At 63.3% G+C, this 18,826-nt stretch carries 20 protein-coding genes and 1 tRNA gene; 12 read left to right on the plus strand and 9 right to left on the minus strand.

Annotated features, from left to right (window positions below; genetic code table 11):
* Positions 1-5: 5 nt before the first annotated feature.
* The gene (gene soxB / locus CU669_RS16455; RefSeq protein WP_112146689.1) at positions 6-1,688 is read left to right on the plus strand and encodes a thiosulfohydrolase SoxB; all 1,683 of its coding nucleotides are present in this window, start codon (positions 6-8) and stop codon (positions 1,686-1,688) included.
* 388 nt (positions 1,689-2,076) lie between these two features.
* The gene (locus tag CU669_RS16460; RefSeq protein WP_112146690.1) at positions 2,077-2,802 is read left to right on the plus strand and encodes a cytochrome c biogenesis CcdA family protein; all 726 of its coding nucleotides are present in this window, start codon (positions 2,077-2,079) and stop codon (positions 2,800-2,802) included.
* On the opposite strand, the gene CU669_RS16465 is transcribed toward CU669_RS16460, so the two are convergent.
* Positions 2,787-3,365, minus strand: coding sequence for a thioredoxin family protein (locus CU669_RS16465; protein ID WP_112146691.1), 579 nt, complete (start codon positions 3,363-3,365; stop codon positions 2,787-2,789). The genes CU669_RS16460 and CU669_RS16465 overlap by 16 nt on opposite strands.
* A gap of 121 nt (positions 3,366-3,486) precedes the next feature.
* Here CU669_RS16465 and CU669_RS16470 point away from each other — a divergent pair, with 121 nt between their 5' ends.
* Positions 3,487-4,005 carry a hypothetical protein gene (locus CU669_RS16470; RefSeq protein WP_112146692.1) on the plus strand — a complete coding sequence of 173 codons (519 nt, stop codon included), beginning with the start codon at positions 3,487-3,489 and terminating at the stop codon, positions 4,003-4,005.
* Positions 4,006-4,107: 102 nt separating this feature from the next.
* Here the strand turns inward: CU669_RS16470 and CU669_RS16475 are convergent, their stop codons facing one another.
* On the minus strand, positions 4,108-4,653 hold the full coding sequence (locus CU669_RS16475; protein ID WP_112146693.1) for a TlpA disulfide reductase family protein: 546 nt from the start codon (positions 4,651-4,653) through the stop codon (positions 4,108-4,110).
* Positions 4,650-5,417 (minus strand): DUF2189 domain-containing protein, encoded by a 768-nt coding sequence (locus tag CU669_RS16480; RefSeq protein WP_112146694.1) that lies wholly within the window; start codon positions 5,415-5,417, stop codon positions 4,650-4,652. Before CU669_RS16480 ends, CU669_RS16475 begins: the two co-directional genes overlap by 4 nt.
* Before the next feature lie 205 nt (positions 5,418-5,622).
* On the opposite strand from CU669_RS16480, the gene CU669_RS16485 reads away from it, so the two are divergent.
* From CU669_RS16485 to CU669_RS16500, 4 genes are read left to right on the plus strand one after another with little or no spacing between them, the layout of a single operon-like run.
* On the plus strand, positions 5,623-6,393 hold the full coding sequence (locus tag CU669_RS16485; protein WP_112146695.1) for a cytochrome c oxidase subunit 3: 771 nt from the start codon (positions 5,623-5,625) through the stop codon (positions 6,391-6,393).
* A gap of 32 nt (positions 6,394-6,425) precedes the next feature.
* Complete coding sequence (locus CU669_RS16490) at positions 6,426-7,286, plus strand: SCO family protein (RefSeq protein ID WP_112146696.1); 861 nt, start codon at positions 6,426-6,428, stop codon at positions 7,284-7,286.
* Positions 7,265-7,981: a cytochrome c oxidase subunit II gene (locus tag CU669_RS16495; RefSeq protein ID WP_112146697.1), complete on the plus strand. Its 717-nt coding sequence runs from the start codon at positions 7,265-7,267 to the stop codon at positions 7,979-7,981. The genes CU669_RS16490 and CU669_RS16495 overlap by 22 nt, the downstream gene beginning before the upstream one ends.
* A gap of 11 nt (positions 7,982-7,992) precedes the next feature.
* On the plus strand, positions 7,993-9,576 hold the full coding sequence (locus CU669_RS16500; protein WP_112146698.1) for a cytochrome c oxidase subunit I: 1,584 nt from the start codon (positions 7,993-7,995) through the stop codon (positions 9,574-9,576).
* Between the two features lie 213 nt (positions 9,577-9,789).
* Here the strand turns inward: CU669_RS16500 and CU669_RS16505 are convergent.
* From CU669_RS16505 to CU669_RS16520, 4 genes are all read right to left on the minus strand, one after another.
* A tRNA-Pro gene (locus tag CU669_RS16505) sits at positions 9,790-9,866 on the minus strand.
* 41 nt (positions 9,867-9,907) lie between these two features.
* Complete coding sequence (locus CU669_RS16510; protein ID WP_239988752.1) at positions 9,908-10,327, minus strand: DUF192 domain-containing protein; 420 nt, start codon at positions 10,325-10,327, stop codon at positions 9,908-9,910.
* Between the two features lie 543 nt (positions 10,328-10,870).
* Positions 10,871-12,133 (minus strand): hypothetical protein, encoded by a 1,263-nt coding sequence (locus CU669_RS16515; protein ID WP_112146700.1) that lies wholly within the window; start codon positions 12,131-12,133, stop codon positions 10,871-10,873.
* Positions 12,130-13,122 carry a glycosyltransferase family 9 protein gene (locus tag CU669_RS16520; protein ID WP_112146701.1) on the minus strand — a complete coding sequence of 331 codons (993 nt, stop codon included), beginning with the start codon at positions 13,120-13,122 and terminating at the stop codon, positions 12,130-12,132. Before CU669_RS16520 ends, CU669_RS16515 begins: the two co-directional genes overlap by 4 nt.
* 148 nt (positions 13,123-13,270) lie before the next feature.
* On the opposite strand from CU669_RS16520, the gene CU669_RS16525 reads away from it, so the two are divergent.
* The 5 genes from CU669_RS16525 (at position 13,271) to CU669_RS16545 (ending at position 17,491) form a co-directional block, all read left to right on the plus strand.
* Positions 13,271-13,624, plus strand: a complete 354-nt coding sequence (locus tag CU669_RS16525) for a PilZ domain-containing protein (RefSeq protein WP_239988753.1) — start codon at positions 13,271-13,273, stop codon at positions 13,622-13,624.
* Positions 13,625-13,685: 61 nt separating this feature from the next.
* On the plus strand, positions 13,686-14,711 hold the full coding sequence (locus CU669_RS16530; RefSeq protein WP_112146702.1) for an amino acid ABC transporter substrate-binding protein: 1,026 nt from the start codon (positions 13,686-13,688) through the stop codon (positions 14,709-14,711).
* A 7-nt stretch (positions 14,712-14,718) separates the two neighbouring features.
* The gene (locus tag CU669_RS16535) at positions 14,719-15,705 is read left to right on the plus strand and encodes an amino acid ABC transporter permease (protein WP_112146703.1); all 987 of its coding nucleotides are present in this window, start codon (positions 14,719-14,721) and stop codon (positions 15,703-15,705) included.
* Positions 15,702-16,748: an amino acid ABC transporter permease gene (locus CU669_RS16540; protein ID WP_112146704.1), complete on the plus strand. Its 1,047-nt coding sequence runs from the start codon at positions 15,702-15,704 to the stop codon at positions 16,746-16,748. Before CU669_RS16535 ends, CU669_RS16540 begins: the two co-directional genes overlap by 4 nt.
* Entirely contained in the window at positions 16,745-17,491 is a 747-nt protein-coding gene (locus tag CU669_RS16545) for an amino acid ABC transporter ATP-binding protein (RefSeq protein WP_112146705.1), read from the plus strand. The genes CU669_RS16540 and CU669_RS16545 overlap by 4 nt, the downstream gene beginning before the upstream one ends.
* A gap of 218 nt (positions 17,492-17,709) precedes the next feature.
* Here the strand turns inward: CU669_RS16545 and CU669_RS16550 are convergent, their stop codons facing one another.
* Complete coding sequence (locus CU669_RS16550) at positions 17,710-18,024, minus strand: TusE/DsrC/DsvC family sulfur relay protein (protein WP_112146706.1); 315 nt, start codon at positions 18,022-18,024, stop codon at positions 17,710-17,712.
* Between the two features lie 76 nt (positions 18,025-18,100).
* Positions 18,101-18,607, minus strand: coding sequence for a ferritin-like domain-containing protein (locus tag CU669_RS16555; RefSeq protein WP_112146707.1), 507 nt, complete (start codon positions 18,605-18,607; stop codon positions 18,101-18,103).
* Positions 18,608-18,826: the final 219 nt, after the last annotated feature.

Genomic DNA, 18,826 nt, shown 5'->3' on the forward strand with positions numbered 1-18,826 from the left:
AAGAGATGCTGACCCGCCGCGACTTCCTGCAGGTGGCCGCCGCCGCCGCCGCCATGACCGGGGCGCCTCTCGGTCAGGCCGCCGCCGCCCAGACCATCACCCAGGACTCCCTGCTGCGCTTCAAGCCGGTAGGGCAGGTGACCCTGCTGGCCTTCACCGATATCCATGCCCAGTTGAAGCCGCTGTATTTCCGCGAGCCCAGCGTCAATCTGGGAGTCGGCGCCGCCAAGGGGCTGCCGCCGCATCTGACCGGCAAGGACTTCCTCAAGCGGTTCGGCCTCAAGGGCGGCGGGGCGGAGGCCTATGCCCTGACCTCGGAGGACTTCTCCCAACTGGGCAAGACCTACGGCAAGGTGGGCGGTCTCGACCGCATGGCCACCCTGGTCAAGGCCATCCGCGCCGAGCGGCCGGGCAAGACCCTGCTGATCGATTCCGGCGATACCTGGCAGGGCTCCTACACCGCGCTCAAGACCGGCGGCGAGGACATGGTGGACGCCATGAACCTGCTGGGCGTCGAGGCCATGACCGCCCATTGGGAATTCACCTATGGCGAGGCCCGGGTCAAGGAACTGGTCGAGAAGCTGAAATTCCCCTTCCTGTGCGGCAATGTGAAGGACAACGAGTGGGAGGAAGACGCCTTCGCCCATACCGCCGCGTTCGAGCGCGGCGGCGTCAAGATCGCGGTGATCGGGCAGGCCTTCCCCTATACCCCCGTCGCCAATCCCCGCTGGATGATGCCCAAATGGAGCTTTGGCATCCGCGAGGAGGACATGCAGAAGCGGGTCAACGACGCCCGCGCCAAGGGCGCCGATCTGGTGGTGGTGGCCAGCCATAACGGCTTTGACGTGGATCGCAAGATGGCGTCCCGCGTCAAGGGCATCGACGTCATGCTGACCGGCCATACCCATGACGCCATTCCCGAATTGATCCGGGTCGGCGATACCCTGCTGGTGGCCTCGGGCTCCCACGGCAAGTTCCTTGGCCGCCTCGATCTCGAGGTCAAGGGCAAGAAGGTGACCGCCCATTCCTTCCGCCTGATCCCGGTGTTCTCCGACGCCATCCGTCCCGATGCCGAGATGGCGGCCCTGATCGAGCGCATCCGCGCCCCCCACGCGGCCGAATTGGGCCGGGTGGTTGGCCGCACCAAGGGGCTGCTCTACCGCCGGGGCAATTTCAACGGAACCTTCGACGACCTGATCTGCGACGCCCTGCTGTCCGAGCGCGACGCCCAGATCGCCCTGTCGCCGGGATTCCGCTGGGGTTCGTCGCTGCTGCCGGGCCAGGACATCACGGTGGAGGACGTCTATAACCAGACGGCCATCACCTATCCCAATGCCTACCGGTCCGAGATGACCGGCGCCATGATGAAGGACATCATGGAGGACGTGGCCGACAACCTTTTGCATCCCGATCCCTATTACCAGCAGGGCGGCGACATGGTCCGGGTCGGCGGCATGAGCTATGCCATCGACCCCGCCAAGCCGGTGGGCGAACGCATCTCCGACATGCGGCTGATCAAGACCGGCGAAAAGCTGGATGCGGCCAAGAGCTACGTGGTCAGCGGCTGGGCCAGCGTCAATCCCGACACCCAGGGGCCGCCGGTATGGGACGTGGTGATGGGCCATCTGGCCAAGCATGGTGAGGTCAACCTGCCGGAGAACCGGAGCGTCAAGGTGGTCGGCGGGTGAGGCATGCGCTCGTTCGCCATCAGCCGCAGATGTCCGGTTTAAGCGGTGGATTCACCACCAAGGCACCAAGGACACCAAGGAGCCGACACGGTTTCTTGCTCTCCGTCATGCCCGTGCTTGTCACGGGCATCCACGCCGATCAGACGAATTCATTGAGTCATGCGGCGTTCGGGCGGTGCCGCGTGGATACGCGGGACGAGCCCGCGCATGACGAGAACAAGGAAAAATCCTCTTGGTGTCCTTGGTGCCTTGGTGGTGAATCGTCGGCGCCAACCACCAAGCCGCCCGCCAGGAATTAAACCGGACAGCCGCGGCTCAAGCCCGGCTATGACGGAGAGTAAGAAACCATGGAATGCTTCGCTCGGGATGACAGCGGAAGAGGGATGACATGAACCCCTTCGAGATTTCCTACGCCGGGGCGGTGATGGCGGGGGCGCTCAGCTTCCTCAGCCCCTGCGTGCTGCCGCTGATTCCGGCCTATCTGTGCTTTCTCGGCGGGGTCGGCCTCGACGAGGTCCGCGCCGGGGCGGGGCGGCGGGTGATTCCGGCCGCCCTGGCCTTCGTGGCCGGATTTTCCACCGTGTTCATCGCCATGGGGGCCACCGCCTCGGCGCTGAATCGCCTGATCACCGACAATATGACCTGGCTGTCCATGGTCGCGGGCGTGGTGATCATCATCTTCGGCCTGCACTATATGGGCGCCATCCGGCTGTCCTTCCTGAATTACGACAAGCGGGTGCAGGTGGAGGCGCGGCCGGCCGGACTGCTCGGCGCCTATGTGCTGGGTCTGGCCTTCGCCTTCGGCTGGACGCCCTGCGTCGGTCCCATCCTGGCCACCATCCTGATGATCGCGGCGGGCAAGGATTCGGTGGGCGAGGGGGTGGCGTTGCTGTCGGCCTATGCCGCCGGGCTGGGGGTGCCGTTCCTGCTGGCCGCCTTGGCGGCGCGGCCGTTCATGGGATTCCTGACCCGGTTCCGCCGTTACATGCGCATGGTGGAAATGGGAATCGGCGGTCTGCTGATCGCCACCGGCGCATTGATCATGCTGGGCCGCCTCAACGAGGTGGGGCAGTGGCTGATGGAAACCGTCCCGGCGTTTCAGCGGCTGGGCTGACGCGCCTCCGACTTCTCGATGATATAGCGCTGGAAGTCCTGGCCCTTGGCGTAGCGCTTGTCCCAGACATATTCGAACATGCCGAGGAAATGGCCGTTGCGGAAATAGCCGGGCAGGCGGGCGACCTCGCCGTCGGCGCCCTTCTTTCCCGCCATCTCGGCCACGCTTTCGGGGAAGTACTGCACGGTGGGGGTGAAGGTGATGCGGTATTTGCGCGCCAGCTCCTTTTCCGGCAGCACCTGGCCGTCGAAATCGGTAACCTCGCGCGAGCCCCACAGATTCAGTTGCAGAACGACGTAATGGTCCTTGATCCAGGTGCGGAGCTTGTCGTCGGCGAAGTTGATCACATGCATGTCGGCGCAATAGGGGCAGCCCTTTTGCTCCCAGACGATAGCGAAGCGCTTGCCCGATTTGGTGGCTTCGGCGAGGTCGTCCTTGAGGTCGAGGAAACTGTTGAGGAACCAGTCCTGCTTATGCAGCCCGTCGTCGCCCATCTTGGTCTCGTGGGCGGTGGCGATGGTGCTCCAGGCCAAAAGGACGGTCAGGACAAGCAGGCGTTTCATGGGTCAATCTCCCCGTCGATCAGCAAACAATGATATAACGGCGGCGCCATTATCGCTCGCGGAATCTTCTGGCTCTGTGGCAGTCTTGTTCCGCCGGTGATCTAGAAATGCTGGAGGACAGGTGTCCATCATCCGCAAATTGTCGCTGATCCTGCTGTTCATCGTGGTGGCGGGAATATCCACCTGGTTGCGGTTCGGCGATCTGGAGGCGCCCAAGCGCTGGCTGGCCAACCGTCCGGCCCCCAAGGCGGAGGCCCCGGTCGCCGCCGCTCCCCAGGAAGAGATCCTGGCCTTCCACCAGTCCTTCGCGGGCGTCAATGCGGCATCGCGCGACAGCGTCATGGTGTTGCATTTCCGCCGCCCCGATTCCTCGGAAGAGACCATGGCCAAGGCGGTGGTCAAGGTGATCGACGGCCAGGGCAATGTGCGCAAGGAGATCAGCGCCTGGGGCGTCTTCCGCCATGACACGGCGGTGGGGGCCTCCATCGCCCGCTTCGCGGTCGGCACCTTCCCACCCGGCGAATATCGCGTCTCCGCCGATCTGGGCTCGCGCCAGAGTCTGGGCGTGCGGCGCGCCGCCATCGAGTTCTCTGCCAGTGACGCCGAGCCGGTCTGGGCCGATCTCAACAAGGTGAAATAGGCCCGCAAGGCGGGCGAGACGCCCGCGCTCCAAACGGCGCGCTATACTCGGAGCGCTGCCGTCCCGGCCGCTTTCTCCATCGGCCGAACAGTGTTATTGTTGCTATTCGGCAAGTAGGGCGGCGATGGATGCATTCGTCTCCGCCCGATCCCATTGCCCGGGGCCGATTATGGTGGTGACGACGCGCCCGGTCTTGTCCACCAGCAAGGAGGTCGGCACCACCGGCGGCTGCGGCGTGTCCTCGCTCGCCAGCAATACCGGCAGATTGGTCAGGGCGGCGTTCTTCATATAGCGCTTCACCACGTCGGGGCCGCCGCGGTCCACCGAAATGGTCAGAACCTTGAATCCACTGGATTTGAAGCGGCGCTGCAAGGCGTCGATCTGGGGCATCTCGGCGACACAGGGGCCGCACCATGTGGCCCAGAAATGGATCAGCATCGGCTTTCCGCGCAGGTCGGCGAAGGCAACGGAACCTCCATCGCCGTCGATCATGCTGAAGGGGCGAATCGCTGCCCGTTCACCTGCGGGAATCGCCGCAACGCCCGGCGGCGGCGGTTGATCCTGGCTTGGCCTGCCGAAAAACAGCCCTAGCAAGCCGAAGGCGACAGCCGCCGCCGACAGCGTTCCCAACACCCGAACGGCATTCATCCCCGGCTGACGTCGCGATAGGCGTGCCAGCTGGCATGGGCCACCAGCGGCAGCGACACGACGAGCCCCACAAAGGCGAAGCCCATGCCGAAGAAGGTGATGATGGCGATGGTGGCGCCCCAGCCGATCATGCTGGCCTGATTAAGCCGCACGGCGCGCACCGAGTAGACCATGGCGGTGAAGGCGCCGACATCGCGGTCCAGCAGCATGGGCATGGCGAAGACGCTGATGGAGAACGCGATGGCGGCCAGGAGGCCGCCCACCACCATGCCGACCACCAGGAAGATCCGCGACCCGCTGCCGAACAGGATATCCATGACGAAGTTCTCCAAGGGCGGCGGGGCGCCTTGAAAGAACATCGCGAAGATCACCAGGCCCGACAGCAGCCAGGCCATCATGAACAGCACCAGCACCATGCCCAATTGGGCGATCTGGCCGAAACGCGCCAAGACCGACGACACCACCAGGGACAGCGAGACCGGCTCGCCCATCTCGTTGCGGCGGCTGATCTCGTAGAAGAAGACCGCCGACAGCGGGCCGATCAACACGAAACCGGCGCAGGCCGGCAACAACAGCGATCCCAGCCCTTCCCGTTCAAGGCCATAGGCCATGACGAGGCCGATCACGGCGAAGACGGCTCCGAATCCCAGGCTCAAGCCCGGATTTCGCGCCATGTCCCGCCATCCGGCGGCGAGCCAGCCCGATGCCTGATCCGAGGTGAGCCGCCGAATGGTCGGCGGGTTCGCTCCGTTTGGCATCGTCATCGTGTCCTCCCTTGCAGTTGCTTGCTCATCATGGAGCCGAAGCCGATGAATTTCGCCTGAAATCATCATGCGGCGGCGCAATATAAGAAGTTTACAATATTTAGCGCGTTTTTTAGAATCATTATTCAATCGTTGACTCCTGTCAATTGAACCCGCAAAAATTTACGAATGTAAAGTCGGTTGCTCGGTCAAGGGGGGAATTCGCATGAGTGTCCAGGTCTCGCTCACGCAGACGTCGCATGCCCATCACTGGGAAACGTCCGTCGCGCCGTTCGCTGTGGTGGCAGGAATTTTCCTGGCGCTGCCCTTGGGTTTTTCCGCGTATTTCGTCTACCAGAACACCTTGCTGACCATCGCCTTGCTGGGCATCGGCGTGCCGCTGCTGGTGTTCGGCGTCGCCCGCTGGACGACCGAGGGGCTGACCCATGCCCCGCTGGTGCCCGGTCTTTCCCTGATCGCCATGCCGGTCTTCATCGTGTCGGAAGCCTTCATCTTCCTGGCCCTGTTCGCCACCTACTGGCTGACCCGCCTGACCACCGAGGCTTGGCCGCCAGCGGGGTCTCCCGACATGCCGGTGGGATTGCCGCTGATCATGACCGTCCTGCTGGTCTCATCCTCGGTGACCATTCATTTCGCCGAGGAGAAGCTGGAGCACGGCGACACCAAGGGCTTCATCAAGCCCTTGGTCCAGACCCTGGTGCTGGGCGGCCTGTTTCTCGGCTGCACCGTCTATGAGTACAGCCACCTGTTCGCCCATCATTTCACGCCGGGGACCAATTCCTTCGGCATGATCTTCTTCACCGTCACCGGCTTCCATGCCTCGCACGTCTTCCTGGGGCTGGCGGCCTTCGTGGCGGTGCTGCTGCCAGCGTTGAAGGGACGGACCAGCACCACCTTCCTGAAATGCGTTTCGATCTACTGGCATTTCGTGGATGTGATCTGGTTCTTTGTCGTCTCGCAGATTTATTTCTGGTAGTCGGCCGCGTGGATACGGGACGGCTTCACCTCATGCGCAGCCTTGTGCTCGCCAGTCTTTTGGTGGTCCTGGCCACCGCCGAGGCTTGGGCCGAGTATGGGCGGGTGCCGTTCTCCGAGGTGGATACCGGCCTGTTCCGGGTGGAGGAAGCCAAGTTCCTGGGGGTGAAGCCCGACCCCGCCACGCCGTTGCGCGACGAGACCGGGGCGCCCACCACCCTGGGGGCCTATGGCGGCGGCAAGCCGGTCATTCTGGTGCTGTCCTATTACAATTGCGACGGCACCTGTTCGGTGGTGAATGCCGATCTGGCCGCCCAGTTGGCCCAGGTCGAGCAGTGGCGCCTGGGCGCGGATTATTCGGTGCTGACGGTCAGCTTCAATGCCGAGGAAGGCCCGGAAACCCTGGCGAAGTTCCGCAAGACCCTGGATCTGCCCAAGGGCGCGCCGGAGGGCTGGCGCTTCGCCCTGGCGGGCAATTCCACCGATGCGAGGCGTCTGGCCGATTCGGTGGGGTTCAAGTATTTCTGGTCGGCCCAGGATCGGGCCTTCCTGCATCCCGGGCTCTATGTCTTCCTGTCGCCCCAGGGGCGGGTGGTGCGCTTTCTCTACAGCACCAATACGGAACCCCGCGACGTGGAGCTGGCCTTGACCGACGCCCTGGGTGACCAGATCCGTCCGGCCCAGATTCTCAATTTCGCCCTCAGCCTTTGCTACAGCTACAGCTTCAAGGACGGGCGCTACAAGCTGAACCTTCCCATGTTCTTCGGCTTCGCCTCGCTGGGCGTGGGAGTGATTCTTTTCATCATCTCGGTGGCCGTCTATCGCCGCCGCATCCATCGTCCGAACGGGCGTCCGAAGGGGGAGGATCTACCATGCCAAGCTTGCGCAGATTAATGGCGGTGGCCGTGCCCATGGCCATGGCCGCCGCTCCGGCCATGGCCAACGGCGGCACGCCGCACAGCCAGTGGGATCATCTGTGGGGCCATGTCCTGCTCGATCTGGTGGTGATCGGGGTGGTGTTCGGCCTCGGCGCCCTGTGGATGATGTTCCGCTACCGGGCCAAGAGTCCCGACGACGTGGGAACCGGTCCCAAATTGACCAAGGCCCAGGCCATCGGTTGGGCCTTGCTGCCCGCGGCGATCTTCATGGCCGACGACTTCTTCCTGGCCGCCAAGGGCTGGTCGCTGTTCACGGTCTATCGCAGCGCTCCCGCCGATGCCATGGAGATCAAGGTCACCGGCTATCAGTGGTACTGGGAATTCGATTACGGCAACGGTGTCGTGACCCAGGAATTGAAGGTTCCGGTGGGCAAGCCGGTGGTGTTGCGCATGACGTCGCCCGACGTGATCCATTCCTTCGGCCTCGCCGAATATCGGGTCAAGGAAGACCTCATGCCGGGCCGGGTCAGCTGGCTGTGGTTCGTCGCCGACAAGCCGGGCAAGACCGTGGCCACCTGCACCATGTATTGCGGCTTGGCCCATTCGAAGATGTATTCCGACGTGGTGGCGGTTCCCGCCTCCGAGTTCCACGCCTGGATGGAATCGAAGGTTCGCCAAGCGCGGGCCACCACCGACAGCAGCAGGGGCTAGGGGGATCGACCATGTCTGACTTCAAACTCACGGAATGGATCTTCACCACCGACCATAAGCGGGTGGGCATCCTCTATCTCATCGGCTCCCTGGCCGCGTTCGGCGTGGCAGGCTGCGCCGCCGTCTATATCCGGCTCAATCAGCTAAGCCCCAGCGGCGGGCTGTTCTCGGACCCGCAGAACTACAACATCGCGCTTTATTTCCACGGCGCGGCCATGATCCTGGCCTTCCTGATTCCCGGACTGACCGGCTTCTTCGCCAATTATCTGGTGCCGCTGATGATCGGCGCCCGCGACGTGGCCTTTCCCCGCATCAACGCCTTCTCGGTCTGGCTGTTCTTCGCCGCCATCGTCCTGGCGCTGATCAGCCTGATGGTATCGGACGGTCCCGACGTCATGTGGACCGGCTATCCGCCCTATTCGGTGACCACCGTCGGCAATACCGCCTTTTATGTGTTCACCGTTCATCTGCTGGGTTTCTCGTCCATCCTGGGCGCGGTGAACTTCCTGGTCACCATCCTCTACATGCGGGCCAAGGGCATGGGCTTCAACCAGATGAACATCTTCGTCTGGACGGTGCTGGGCGCCTTCGTGCTGCAACTGATCTTCATCCCGGTGCTGGCCTCGGCCGTGACCATGCTGCTGTTCGACAAGTATCTCGGCACCCACTTCTTCGATCCCACCGGCGGCGGCGACGTTCTGCTGTACCAGAATCTATTCTGGTTCTACTCGCACCCGGCGGTCTATGTGATCCTGTTGCCGGCCATGGGCGTGTTGTTCGAGGTGATCTCGACCATGGCCAAGAACCGGGTGTTCAACTACAAGGCCTGCGTCTATGGCGGCGTTTTCGGACTGATTTTGCTGTCCGGCGAGGTGTGGGTTCACCATCTCTATGTGGCGGGCATGCCCAATTGGCTGCGGACCGGCCAGATGGTCACCACCCTGCTGATCTCGGTGCCGGTGGGACTGATGGTCATATCGCTGTGGGGCACGCTGTATCGTGCCGCCATCACCTATAATGTGGCCATGCACTATGCCTGCGCCTGCCTGTTCCTGCTGCTGGTGGGCGGTCTGACCGGCATTCCGCTGGCCATGACGGTGCTGGATCTGCATTTGGGCGAGACGGCCTTCATCCACGCCCACTTCCACTTCGTGATGGCGCTGTTCGCCACCTTCTCCATCTTCTCCGGCATCTATTTCTGGTTCCCCAAGATGACCGGTCGGGTGGCGGATTCCAAACCGGCCTTGATCGGCTTCTGGCTGAACTTCGTCGGCGTCACCATGACCTTCACGCCGTTGTTCATCATCGGCATGCAGGGCATGCCCCGGCGCTATGCCACCTATGAGCAGTTCCCGCAGTTCGAGCCCTATCACCAGATGGCGACCCTGGGGGCCATGGTGGTGGTGGTCGGCATGCTGCTGACCTTCTACAGCTGGATCAACGGGGCCATTCGCGGCCCCAAGGCGGCGGAAAACCACTGGCGCTCCAAGTCGCTGGAATGGACCCATGCCCCCAGCCCGCCCGGCCCCGGCAACTTCCCCGGCCAGGATCCGGAAGTGGCCAAGGAATGGACGCCCTACGACTACGCCCGCTAAAGCTTACCCGCCTCGCCCGTGAGGGCGAGGCGGGGGCCTTCCCGTGAGGATGAATGGACATGGAAGACAGACGGCCGCCGGTGATCGGCAAATGGTGGGCATTCTTCCTGCTGCTGGGCGTCGCGGCCCTGCTTAACATCAGCATCTACGTCAAAGTGGCCAAGTTCGGCCCCTGACCGGTGACGTCCCTGGGATGCGACAAGATGTCTGAATTGGTCGGGGCGAGAGGATTCGAACCTCCGACATCCAGCTCCCAAAGCTGGCGCTCTACCAGGCTGAGCTACACCCCGTCGGCCGGAAACTAAGGGGTTTCCGCGGAATTGACAAGTCTCTAGGGGCGCGGGGTGAAGATGGCGTGGTCCACCCGGTCGCCGGGGCGGATTCCCAATCGCCGAGAGGTGCCCGCCGGTAGTTCAAGCACGCCGAGAACGGGCTGTGACGGGCCGCGCGGCTCCAAGGTGCCGGGCACGGCGAATTCCTCCACATGGATCACCAGTCCGGCCCGGTCGATGAACAGCATGTCCAGCGGGATCAGGGTGTTCTTCATCCACATGGATACCGGCCGCGCACGGGCGAAGTTGAACAGCATGCCGGTATCCGCCGCCAAGGTCTTGCGGAACATCAACCCTTGGGACAACTGGTCCTGCGTCTCGGCCAACTCCACCTTGAACATATGATGTTTGGCGTCGGAGGTTATCACCTCCAGCTTGGTCCATCCGAAGGTGACGCCGTCGGCCAGGGCAGCCGACATAGTCAAAGCCATGATCGCGATTATGGAGAAGTAGACTCGAAGGGCCATCGGAACGTTCCTTTTTATAATTCTCATATGGTGCGCTCTGTCGTTGAAAAATTCAAAGCGGAAGAAATATAGGAAAAAAATCAGGCGTGCTGTTTCCGGGGTTGTTCGCTTTCCTGCATATTCCGGGGGATGGCTCCCATTGGCTGTGGCCATCCTTCCCCGCTGGAAGGCGCTGAATTCCTAAATTCGTTGGATTTCCATAAAATTTTATAAAAATACGCTGTTAAATAAACATATAGTTGATGCTTCATTTTCATAAAATTGAGCGGGTGATCTTCCTGTTTAAATTTCAGAAATACTTTGCTAGTCTATTAACTGTGAAACGGACGGAGGCGCTGCCTCCCCATCCGGATCCGGGAAATCTGCTAAGGGGGGCCTTCCCGCCCATCCCCACCCTCCTTCGGCAGGGAGACGCCGCCCGCACAGTGCGGCGTTTCCACTTTCTGGATACACAATGAAGGGACGTCGGCGCAAGTCGACGTCCCTTCGGGCTTTCTAGAGACTGGCGTAGAGATCGCCCAGGCGCGGACCGAGGATCTGCACTTCGCCTGTCATCTTGCCATGCTTATTGCTTTCCTTGGCTTCGGCCTTGGGGACGTCGCTGGCCACATCCGCGAGGCCGAGGCCCAGCAGGTCGCGCAAATCGGCGAAGGCCAGCGGCGGGCCGCGCATCTCGAAATAGTGACGGCAGGCCAGCAGGGCCGCCTGATCCAATTGCCATGTCATCAGGCTGGGATGGTTGAGCTCGGGCTGGCAATAGGCCCGTAGGGCACGGGTGAGCCGACCGGTGCCCGCACCTTGGCCGAACCACATGACCGACGCCTGCCACACCGAGCCCGGCTCGTCGCGGCCGGTGCCGAAGCAGGCGAAATCCTGGGCGCGGCAGGCCGCCGCCAAATTCAGCCTTTCCACCGGCACCTGCAACTCGCCGTCCAGGGAGATCATGGGGCGGCCGAACCGTTCTGTCATCTGGTCCACCACGAAAAAGCGGGCGGAGGCGTAATAGGTCACGGTGGTGAACAGCGGCTTGGCCTCCACCGTGGCGGCGAAGCGGCCGGGCCAGCGCCGGGTCAGGTCCAGCAGTTCTCCCCGCGTCTCGTCACCGGGGCCGATGACGTGGAGAATCAGCGGCATGGTGGGATTGAGGCCGAGATTGGCCGCGACGAAGCTTTCGCCGAACAGCTTGAAGTACTGATCGTCCAGGCAGGTGAAGATGGCGGCCTCGCCGTCGGCCGCCGCCGACAATTCGCCCAAGGTCTCCAAGGCCGGGAGGACGACTGGGGCGGCAAGGCGATGATCGATTTCGTCGGGGGCCGCCACCATCCGGCCTTGGCGATAGATCATGCTGAGCAGCGGATGCGACACGAAGGCGATGTGTCCGGCATAGAAACGGACATGACGGCGGAACCAGTCGAACCGGGCGATGGCCGCTTCCATGTCGCCGTCCATCATCGACGAGCAACCGCCGTAATAGGCGGTCAGGATATAGCCGGGGGTGTCGGGAGGCGAAGACTCGCACAGGGCGATCAATGCGTCGTAGCGCCGCTCGGCCAGCAATCCGTGCAGGGCGGTGGCCAGGACCACCCAGCCCTTGCCGGGACCGGCGGCGATATTGAGATGCTCGGCGAGGCGATGGAGGTCGGCGGCGCGTCCCAGCATCACCAGGGCCTGGGCCATGGCATGGGCGGCGGCTTCGTCGGCCGGGTCGCGGCCCAGGGCGGCGTTGGCCGCCGCCAGGATGTCCGCATAGCCGCTCATGGGCTCACCGGGGACGGCAGCAGCGACATCACCGCCTCGAACACCGCGTCCACCGCCATGTCCCGGTTCAGGCAGTCATAGGAATAGTCGTCGCAGCACCATTCATAGAGCATGTTCTGCTGGGGGACGCGGATGGCGTCGAAATGGGCGCGGGCCTTGCCCAAATGCTCGGGTTCGTACATCAGGGGGTAACAGGGAAAGAAGCGGCAGCTGGGCTCGATGGCCTTGGCCACGCCCTCCGCCCGGAAAGGCAGCCGCCATTCGCCGCGAGTGATGGAGTAGATCCCCGCGATACGGATGGCGGTGGCGGCGGCCATTTGCACCGGGGCGCTGTCGGTGCTGACGAGGCAGTCGGACAGGCGCATCAATTCGATGGTTTCCCAAAATCCGAACTTGTCCACCACGTCCAGGCGCGAATCCACCTCCAGGGCAAAGGCGCCCTTGCCGGTGGCGGCCGAGCGGTTGCCGATGACGAAGACCTGGACTTGCGCCGCGCTCAGCCGGTCGGCCAGCCCCTGCCACTTGGCTTGTGGCCATGTGCGGTTCATGGCGCCCGAGGCCGGATGCAGCAATACCCGGCCTATCGGATGCTCTGGCTCGGGGGCCTCGTCCAGGTAGAAGTCCACCATGGCCTGCGCCTTCGGGTTGGCGGGAAGCCGGATGGACTTGTCGCAAGCGGCGGGATCAAAGTCCAGCGCGGCCAGGAACGAATCGATCTGGTGGCCCCTTTGCAGCGAGTGGCGGGGATGGTTCATGTCGTGCACCCGCACGCCGTCTCCGCGCTCGGCGATGAAACGATCCAGGTGTTCGGCGTCGACCAATCGGTCGATCTCCGGCAGCGGCGGACCGTCCAGGCTTCGGATGATCTTGGTGTCGGTGGCGATGACGGTTTCGCCACCGTCGCGGGCCTTGAGCGCCCTTGCCACCGGTTGCAGCATCAGCACGTCGCCCAGACCGGCGGTTCGCTTCAGCACATGCACCAGGGTCATCCGCCGCTCCAGTTCCTCTACCTGGACAATAGGATGGCCCAGGATCGGACCGCTGACAATAAGTGGTGGTGCGCGGCCACTTGCCCTTGGCTTCAATCAAGGTTCCGCATAGACTGTTTCTTACCATTCATGGACAGGGAATTGTCAGGTGCCGGGTCGCAAGAGCTCCAATAACGATCGACGCGTCGATGACCGCCATGAGGGCGAGGGCCTGTTCATGGTGTTCGAGAATAATCTGGTCGAAGTGGTCGATATTTCGGTCGGCGGCCTGAAGTTCAAGCGGCCGCCGTTCGATCTGGCTCCTGGGCGTCGATTCTCCTTCGAACTTCGCTCGGCCTACGAGGATCCCAATCCCCTGGCCAAGGGCATCGCCGTCGTCCGCGCCTCCAAGGAAGATTGGGTCGCCATCGAATTCGTCCGGCCGACTTTCTCCCTGATGAAGGTGGTCGGGCGGCATATTGGGCGGCTGCTGGTCGGCCGCAGCCATTTGTTCCGTCACTGAACGTCGTCTTGGCGGCTGGCATCACGCTTGCCGACGGATGGACGATCTGGGGAGATGTCCCATGAAGCTTACCCACGCGATCGGCGCCGTCGCCGCCTTGGCATTGATGGGGGCGGCCCCACCCGCCCGTGCCGGAGCCACCATGGACGCGGTGAAGGCCAAGGGCTTCGTTCAATGCGGCGTCAATCTGGGGCTTTACGGCTTTTCGGCGCCGGACGACAAGGGGAACTGGACCGGGCTTGACGTGGATGTTTGCCGCGCCATCGCCGCCGCCTTGTTCGCCGACGCCAATAAGGTCAAGTACACGCCGCTATCGGCGCAGCAGCGCTTGCCCGCGCTCCAGGCGGGCGAGGTGGACCTGCTGGCCCGCAACACCACCTGGACGCTGACTCGCGACACCGCCAACGGATTGGACTTCACCACCCCTAACTATTTCGACGGCCAGGGCTTCATGGTGGCCAGGAAGATCGGGGTCAAATCGGTCAAGGAACTGAACGGCGCCACCGTCTGCGTGCTGCCGGGAACCACCACCGAACAGAATCTCGCCGATTACTTCCGTGCCGCCAAGATGACCTATAAGCCGGTGGTGATCGAGAAGAACGAGGAATTGAACAGCGCCTTTTTCTCGGGACGCTGCGATGCCTTGACCTCTGACGCCTCGCAATTGGCCGGGGTGCGCGCCGGTCAGGCGGCCAATCCCGACGATTACGTCATTCTGCCGGAACTGATCTCCAAGGAGCCGCTGACTCCCGCGGTGCGCCAGGGCGATTCCCAATGGACCGATCTGGTGCGCTGGTCGCAATACGTCATGGTCTATGCGGAAGAGAAGGGAGTGACCTCGAAGACGGTGACCGTGGCGCAAAAGTCGCCCGATCCCGATCTGCAACGCCTGCTGGGCGTTACCGTCGGCAACGGCAAGGCGCTGGGCATCGACGAGAAATGGGCCTTCAATATCATCATGCAGGTGGGCAATTACGGCGAAAGCTTTGAACGCAACGTGGGCAAGGAGTCCCGCCTGAAGCTGGATCGCGGGCTGAACGCGCTCTACACCAATGGCGGATTGATGTACGCCATGCCGCCTCGGTGAGGTAAGGATGCGCGTCACCGGCCTGTGGGGCAGCGCTCGCTTTCGCGGGGTGCTGTATCAGGCGCTGGTGATCGGCGGCGTGGTGGCGCTGGGCTCCTGGCTGTTGCGCAACACCCTGACCAATCTGGAAATTCGCGGCATCGCCACCGGCTTCGGCTTCCTGGGCCGCGAGGCCGGATTCGATATCTCGGAAAGCCTCATCGCCTTTACCCCCGCCGATACCTATAGCCGCGCCCTGGTGGTGGGGCTGCTGAACACCCTGCTTGTCTCGGCGCTGGGCATCGTTCTGGCCACCGTCCTGGGAACGGTGGTCGGGGTGGTTCGGCTGTCGGGCAACTGGCTGCTGGGGCGGCTGGCGACCCTGTATGTGGAGTCCATCCGCAACGTGCCGCTGCTGTTGCAGCTGTTCGTCTGGTACGGCCTGGTCACCGCGCTGCCGGGCGCCCGACAGGCGCTCAATCCGCTGCCGGGGGTCTTTCTCAGCAATCGCGGACTGGTGATCCCGGCCCTGGATTGGAGCCATGGCTGGCCGCTGCTGGACAGTCCCCATCTGGCGGGGTTCAATTTCACCGGCGGCCTGACCCTGTCGCCGGAATTCGCCGCCTTGCTGGCCGGACTGACCTTCTATACCGCCGCCTTCATCGCCGAGATCGTGCGGGCAGGCATCTTGTCGGTGCCCAAGGGCCAGGTGGAGGCCGCCCTGTCGCTGGGGCTGTCGCGGGGGCAGATCCTGCGCCTCGTGGTGCTGCCCCAGGCGCTGCGGGTCATCGTGCCGCCGCTGACCAGTCAGTATCTCAACATCTGCAAGAATTCGCCCCTGGCCATCGCCATCGGCTATCCCGATCTGGTGGCGGTGTCCAATACCGCCATCAACCAGACCGGCCAGGCGGTCGAAGGCGTCGCCCTGGTGATGGGGGTCTTCCTGTGCATCAGCCTGGGCCTGTCGGCGCTGATGAACTGGTACAACAAGCGCGTCGCGCTGGTGACGAAATGACCACGGCTGCCGCCTGGGCGAAGAAAAACCTGTTCGGCTCGCCCGCCAATACGGTGCTGACCCTGCTGGGGCTGGCCTTGCTGTGGCAGGTGGTGCCGCCCTTCGTCGGCTGGGCGCTGATCCATGCCAGTTGGGGGGCGGGAACGCCCGAGAGCTGTCGGCAGGCGGGCGGCGCCTGCTGGACCCTGCTCGCCGAGCGCCATCGGCTGATGCTGTTCGGTCTTTATCCTTATGAGCAGCATTGGCGGCCGTTCCTGGCCATGCTGCTATTCGTCGCCTTGCTTGCCATCAGTTCCCAGCGGCGCTGCTGGCGCCCCTGGCTGGGGGCTCTCTGGGCGGCGGCCGTGGTCCTGATCGGCGTGCTGATGTGGGGCGGCGTGCTGGGACTGGCCACTGTGGAGACGGCGCAGTGGGGCGGATTGCCGCTGACCTTGGTCATTGCCGTTCTCGCCATCGTCATCGCCTTTCCCATGTCCATCGTGCTGGCCCTGGGCCGCCGCTCGCAACTGCCCGCCATCAAGGCGGTGTCGGTGGGCTATATCGAGCTGGTGCGCGGACTGCCGCTGGTCAGCGTGCTGTTCATGGCCTCGGTGATGTTTCCCCTGTTCCTGCCCGAGGGAATCACCATCGACAAGGCGTTGCGCGCCCTGGTGGGCATGACCCTGTTCACCGCCGCCTATCTGGCCGAGGCGGTGCGCGGCGGTCTGCAAGCCATCCCCAAGGGCCAGTTCGAGGCCGCCGACGCCCTGGGCCTGGGCTATTGGCAGACCATGCGCCTGATCATCCTGCCCCAGGCGCTGCGGCTGGTGATTCCGCCCATCGTCAACCAGTTCATTACCTGCTTCAAGGACACCTCGCTGGTCACCATCGTCGGGCTTTACGACCTGCTGGCGGCCACCAAGGCCTCGCTCAACGACCCCGCGTGGCGGCCGTTCTTCGTGGAAGGCTATCTGGCGGCGGCGCTGGTGTATTTCTGCTTCTGCTTCTTCATGTCGCGCTACAGTCAGTGGCTGGAGCGCGAACTGGCCAAGGGATCGAGATGACCGCAGCCGCCCCCATCATCGAGCTTCGCGACGTCAACAAGTGGTACGGCGAATTCCATGTGCTGAAGGACGTGACCCTGGAGGTCGCCAAGGGGGAAAAGGTCGTTGTCTGCGGCCCTTCCGGCTCGGGAAAGTCCACCATGATCCGCTGTATCAATCGGCTGGAAGAGCATCAATCCGGCCGCATCGTGGTCGACGGCATCGCGTTGGGCGACGATCTGAAGGCCATCGACGCCGTGCGCCGCCGAGTGGGCATGGTGTTCCAGAGCTTCAATCTGTTTCCTCATCTCACCGTGCTGGAAAACCTGACCCTGGCCCCCGTCAAGGTGGCGGGCATCGCGCCTAAGGATGCCCAGGCCACCGCCATGGCTCTGTTGGAACGGGTGCGCATCCCCGAGCAGGCGTCCAAATTTCCCGGTCAGCTCTCGGGCGGCCAGCAGCAGCGGGTCGCCATCGCCCGCGCCCTGTGCCTGAAACCGGCGGTCATGCTGTTCGACGAGCCGACCTCGGCGCTGGACCCGGAAATGGTGGGCGAGGTGCTCGACGTCATGTCGTCGCTGGCGGCCGAGGGAATGACCATGATCTGCGTCACCCACGAGATGGCCTTCGCCCGCGCCGTGGCCGACACCATGGTGTTCATGGACGAGGGCAGGGTGGTGGAGATCGCGCCGCCGTCGCAATTCTTCGATTCCCCCGCCAACGAGCGCACCCGGCGCTTCCTCGGCAAGATCATTGGGAAATAGGTTGTATCGGCATTCGGGGAATGCGGCTGATTTCTGGCCGGAATATCTGTTCGGTAGAAAATTTTGCCAAAGATGCACGCAGATAAGCACAGATGAATTGAGAGATTTTTTATCTGTGTCCCGCGTAGCGGGATCTGTGCCCATCTGTGGCCCATGTCTTGGCCTATCAGCCTGAGCGTCGCTTGGTCCCAGGTTTGTCCCTCGATCGCCGGGGTGGATTATCCCGTGCTCCACGAGCGGGGGCGCCGCATGCCGGCGATCTTGCAGGCCTGCTGCACATATCCGTAGGGGAACAGCTCGAACAGGCGGTTGCGGCCAGCCCCGGTGGTCTCGGTGAGGTGCTTGATCACGTGGCGGACGTCGGGAGCCACCTGGCGATCATCCAGCCAAGCCCGCATGAAGCGGATGGCGATCCAATGTTCCTCGGTCAGGGTGATGCCTTCGGTGGCGGCCAAATGCCCGGCCACCTCCTCGCTCCAATCGGCGGGGTCGGTCAGATAGCCTTCGGGGTCGAGCGCGGGCGACAAGGGCATGAGGCGGTCTCCTTCGCCGACCCAAGTCGGCGAAGGATATATTATGATTTGCTGATGTCAGCGGGATTGACGGTGGTCAATCCACCACGACCGCGTCGTCCGTGTCTTCGGCCCAGTCGGCTTCGGGTTTGGGCGTGCGGGCCAGCCACGCTTCCAGTTCCGAGACGTGCTCCACTTCCTCGGCGGCCATTTCGGCGGCCATGGCGCGCACGGTCTGGTCATCGTTGCGGGAGGCCTCGCTGGCATAGAACTGATGGCCGCGCCGCTCGTTGTCCAGGGCGAATTCCAGGGCGTGATAAGGCGTCATCAGATAATGGCCGCCCAGGAAGTCACCCACTTCGGGCGGCTCGGGCATGTTCCAGCGGAACTGCCAGGATTTCAGTTTGGGCAGGGTATAGGGCTTGGCTCGCTCGATCACCGTAGCGCCATGGAGGCTTGAATATTTAGCCATTTGGCGAAACAGGCCGGCCACTTCGGCGTTGTTGTGCACGTCCATGGTATCGGCGAGTTCCTCGTAGCGGTCCGCCGCTTCCTGTTCCATCGCCACGGCATGGGCGAGAAATAATGCAACCTTGTCGGTCATGGTCTTGCAGGCTCCTCACGGTCGCATCATGTCCGGGTGGCGGCGGGCATGACGCCTCAACGCCACGGAGTATGCGCCATGGACAAAGGATGCGCTATTCCCCTTCCGAGGTAGAGCTTAGAGCGGCGTGCGTCAAATCAGACGCGTCGCGATCAGCGGCCATTGAGGCCGCGGCCAAGCGGCCGGAGGGCCGCGCCCGGTGAGGGGCAGACATAATGC

It is taken from the genome of Paramagnetospirillum kuznetsovii (assembly GCF_003284725.1).
GTDB lineage: Bacteria > Pseudomonadota > Alphaproteobacteria > Rhodospirillales > Magnetospirillaceae > Phaeospirillum > Phaeospirillum kuznetsovii.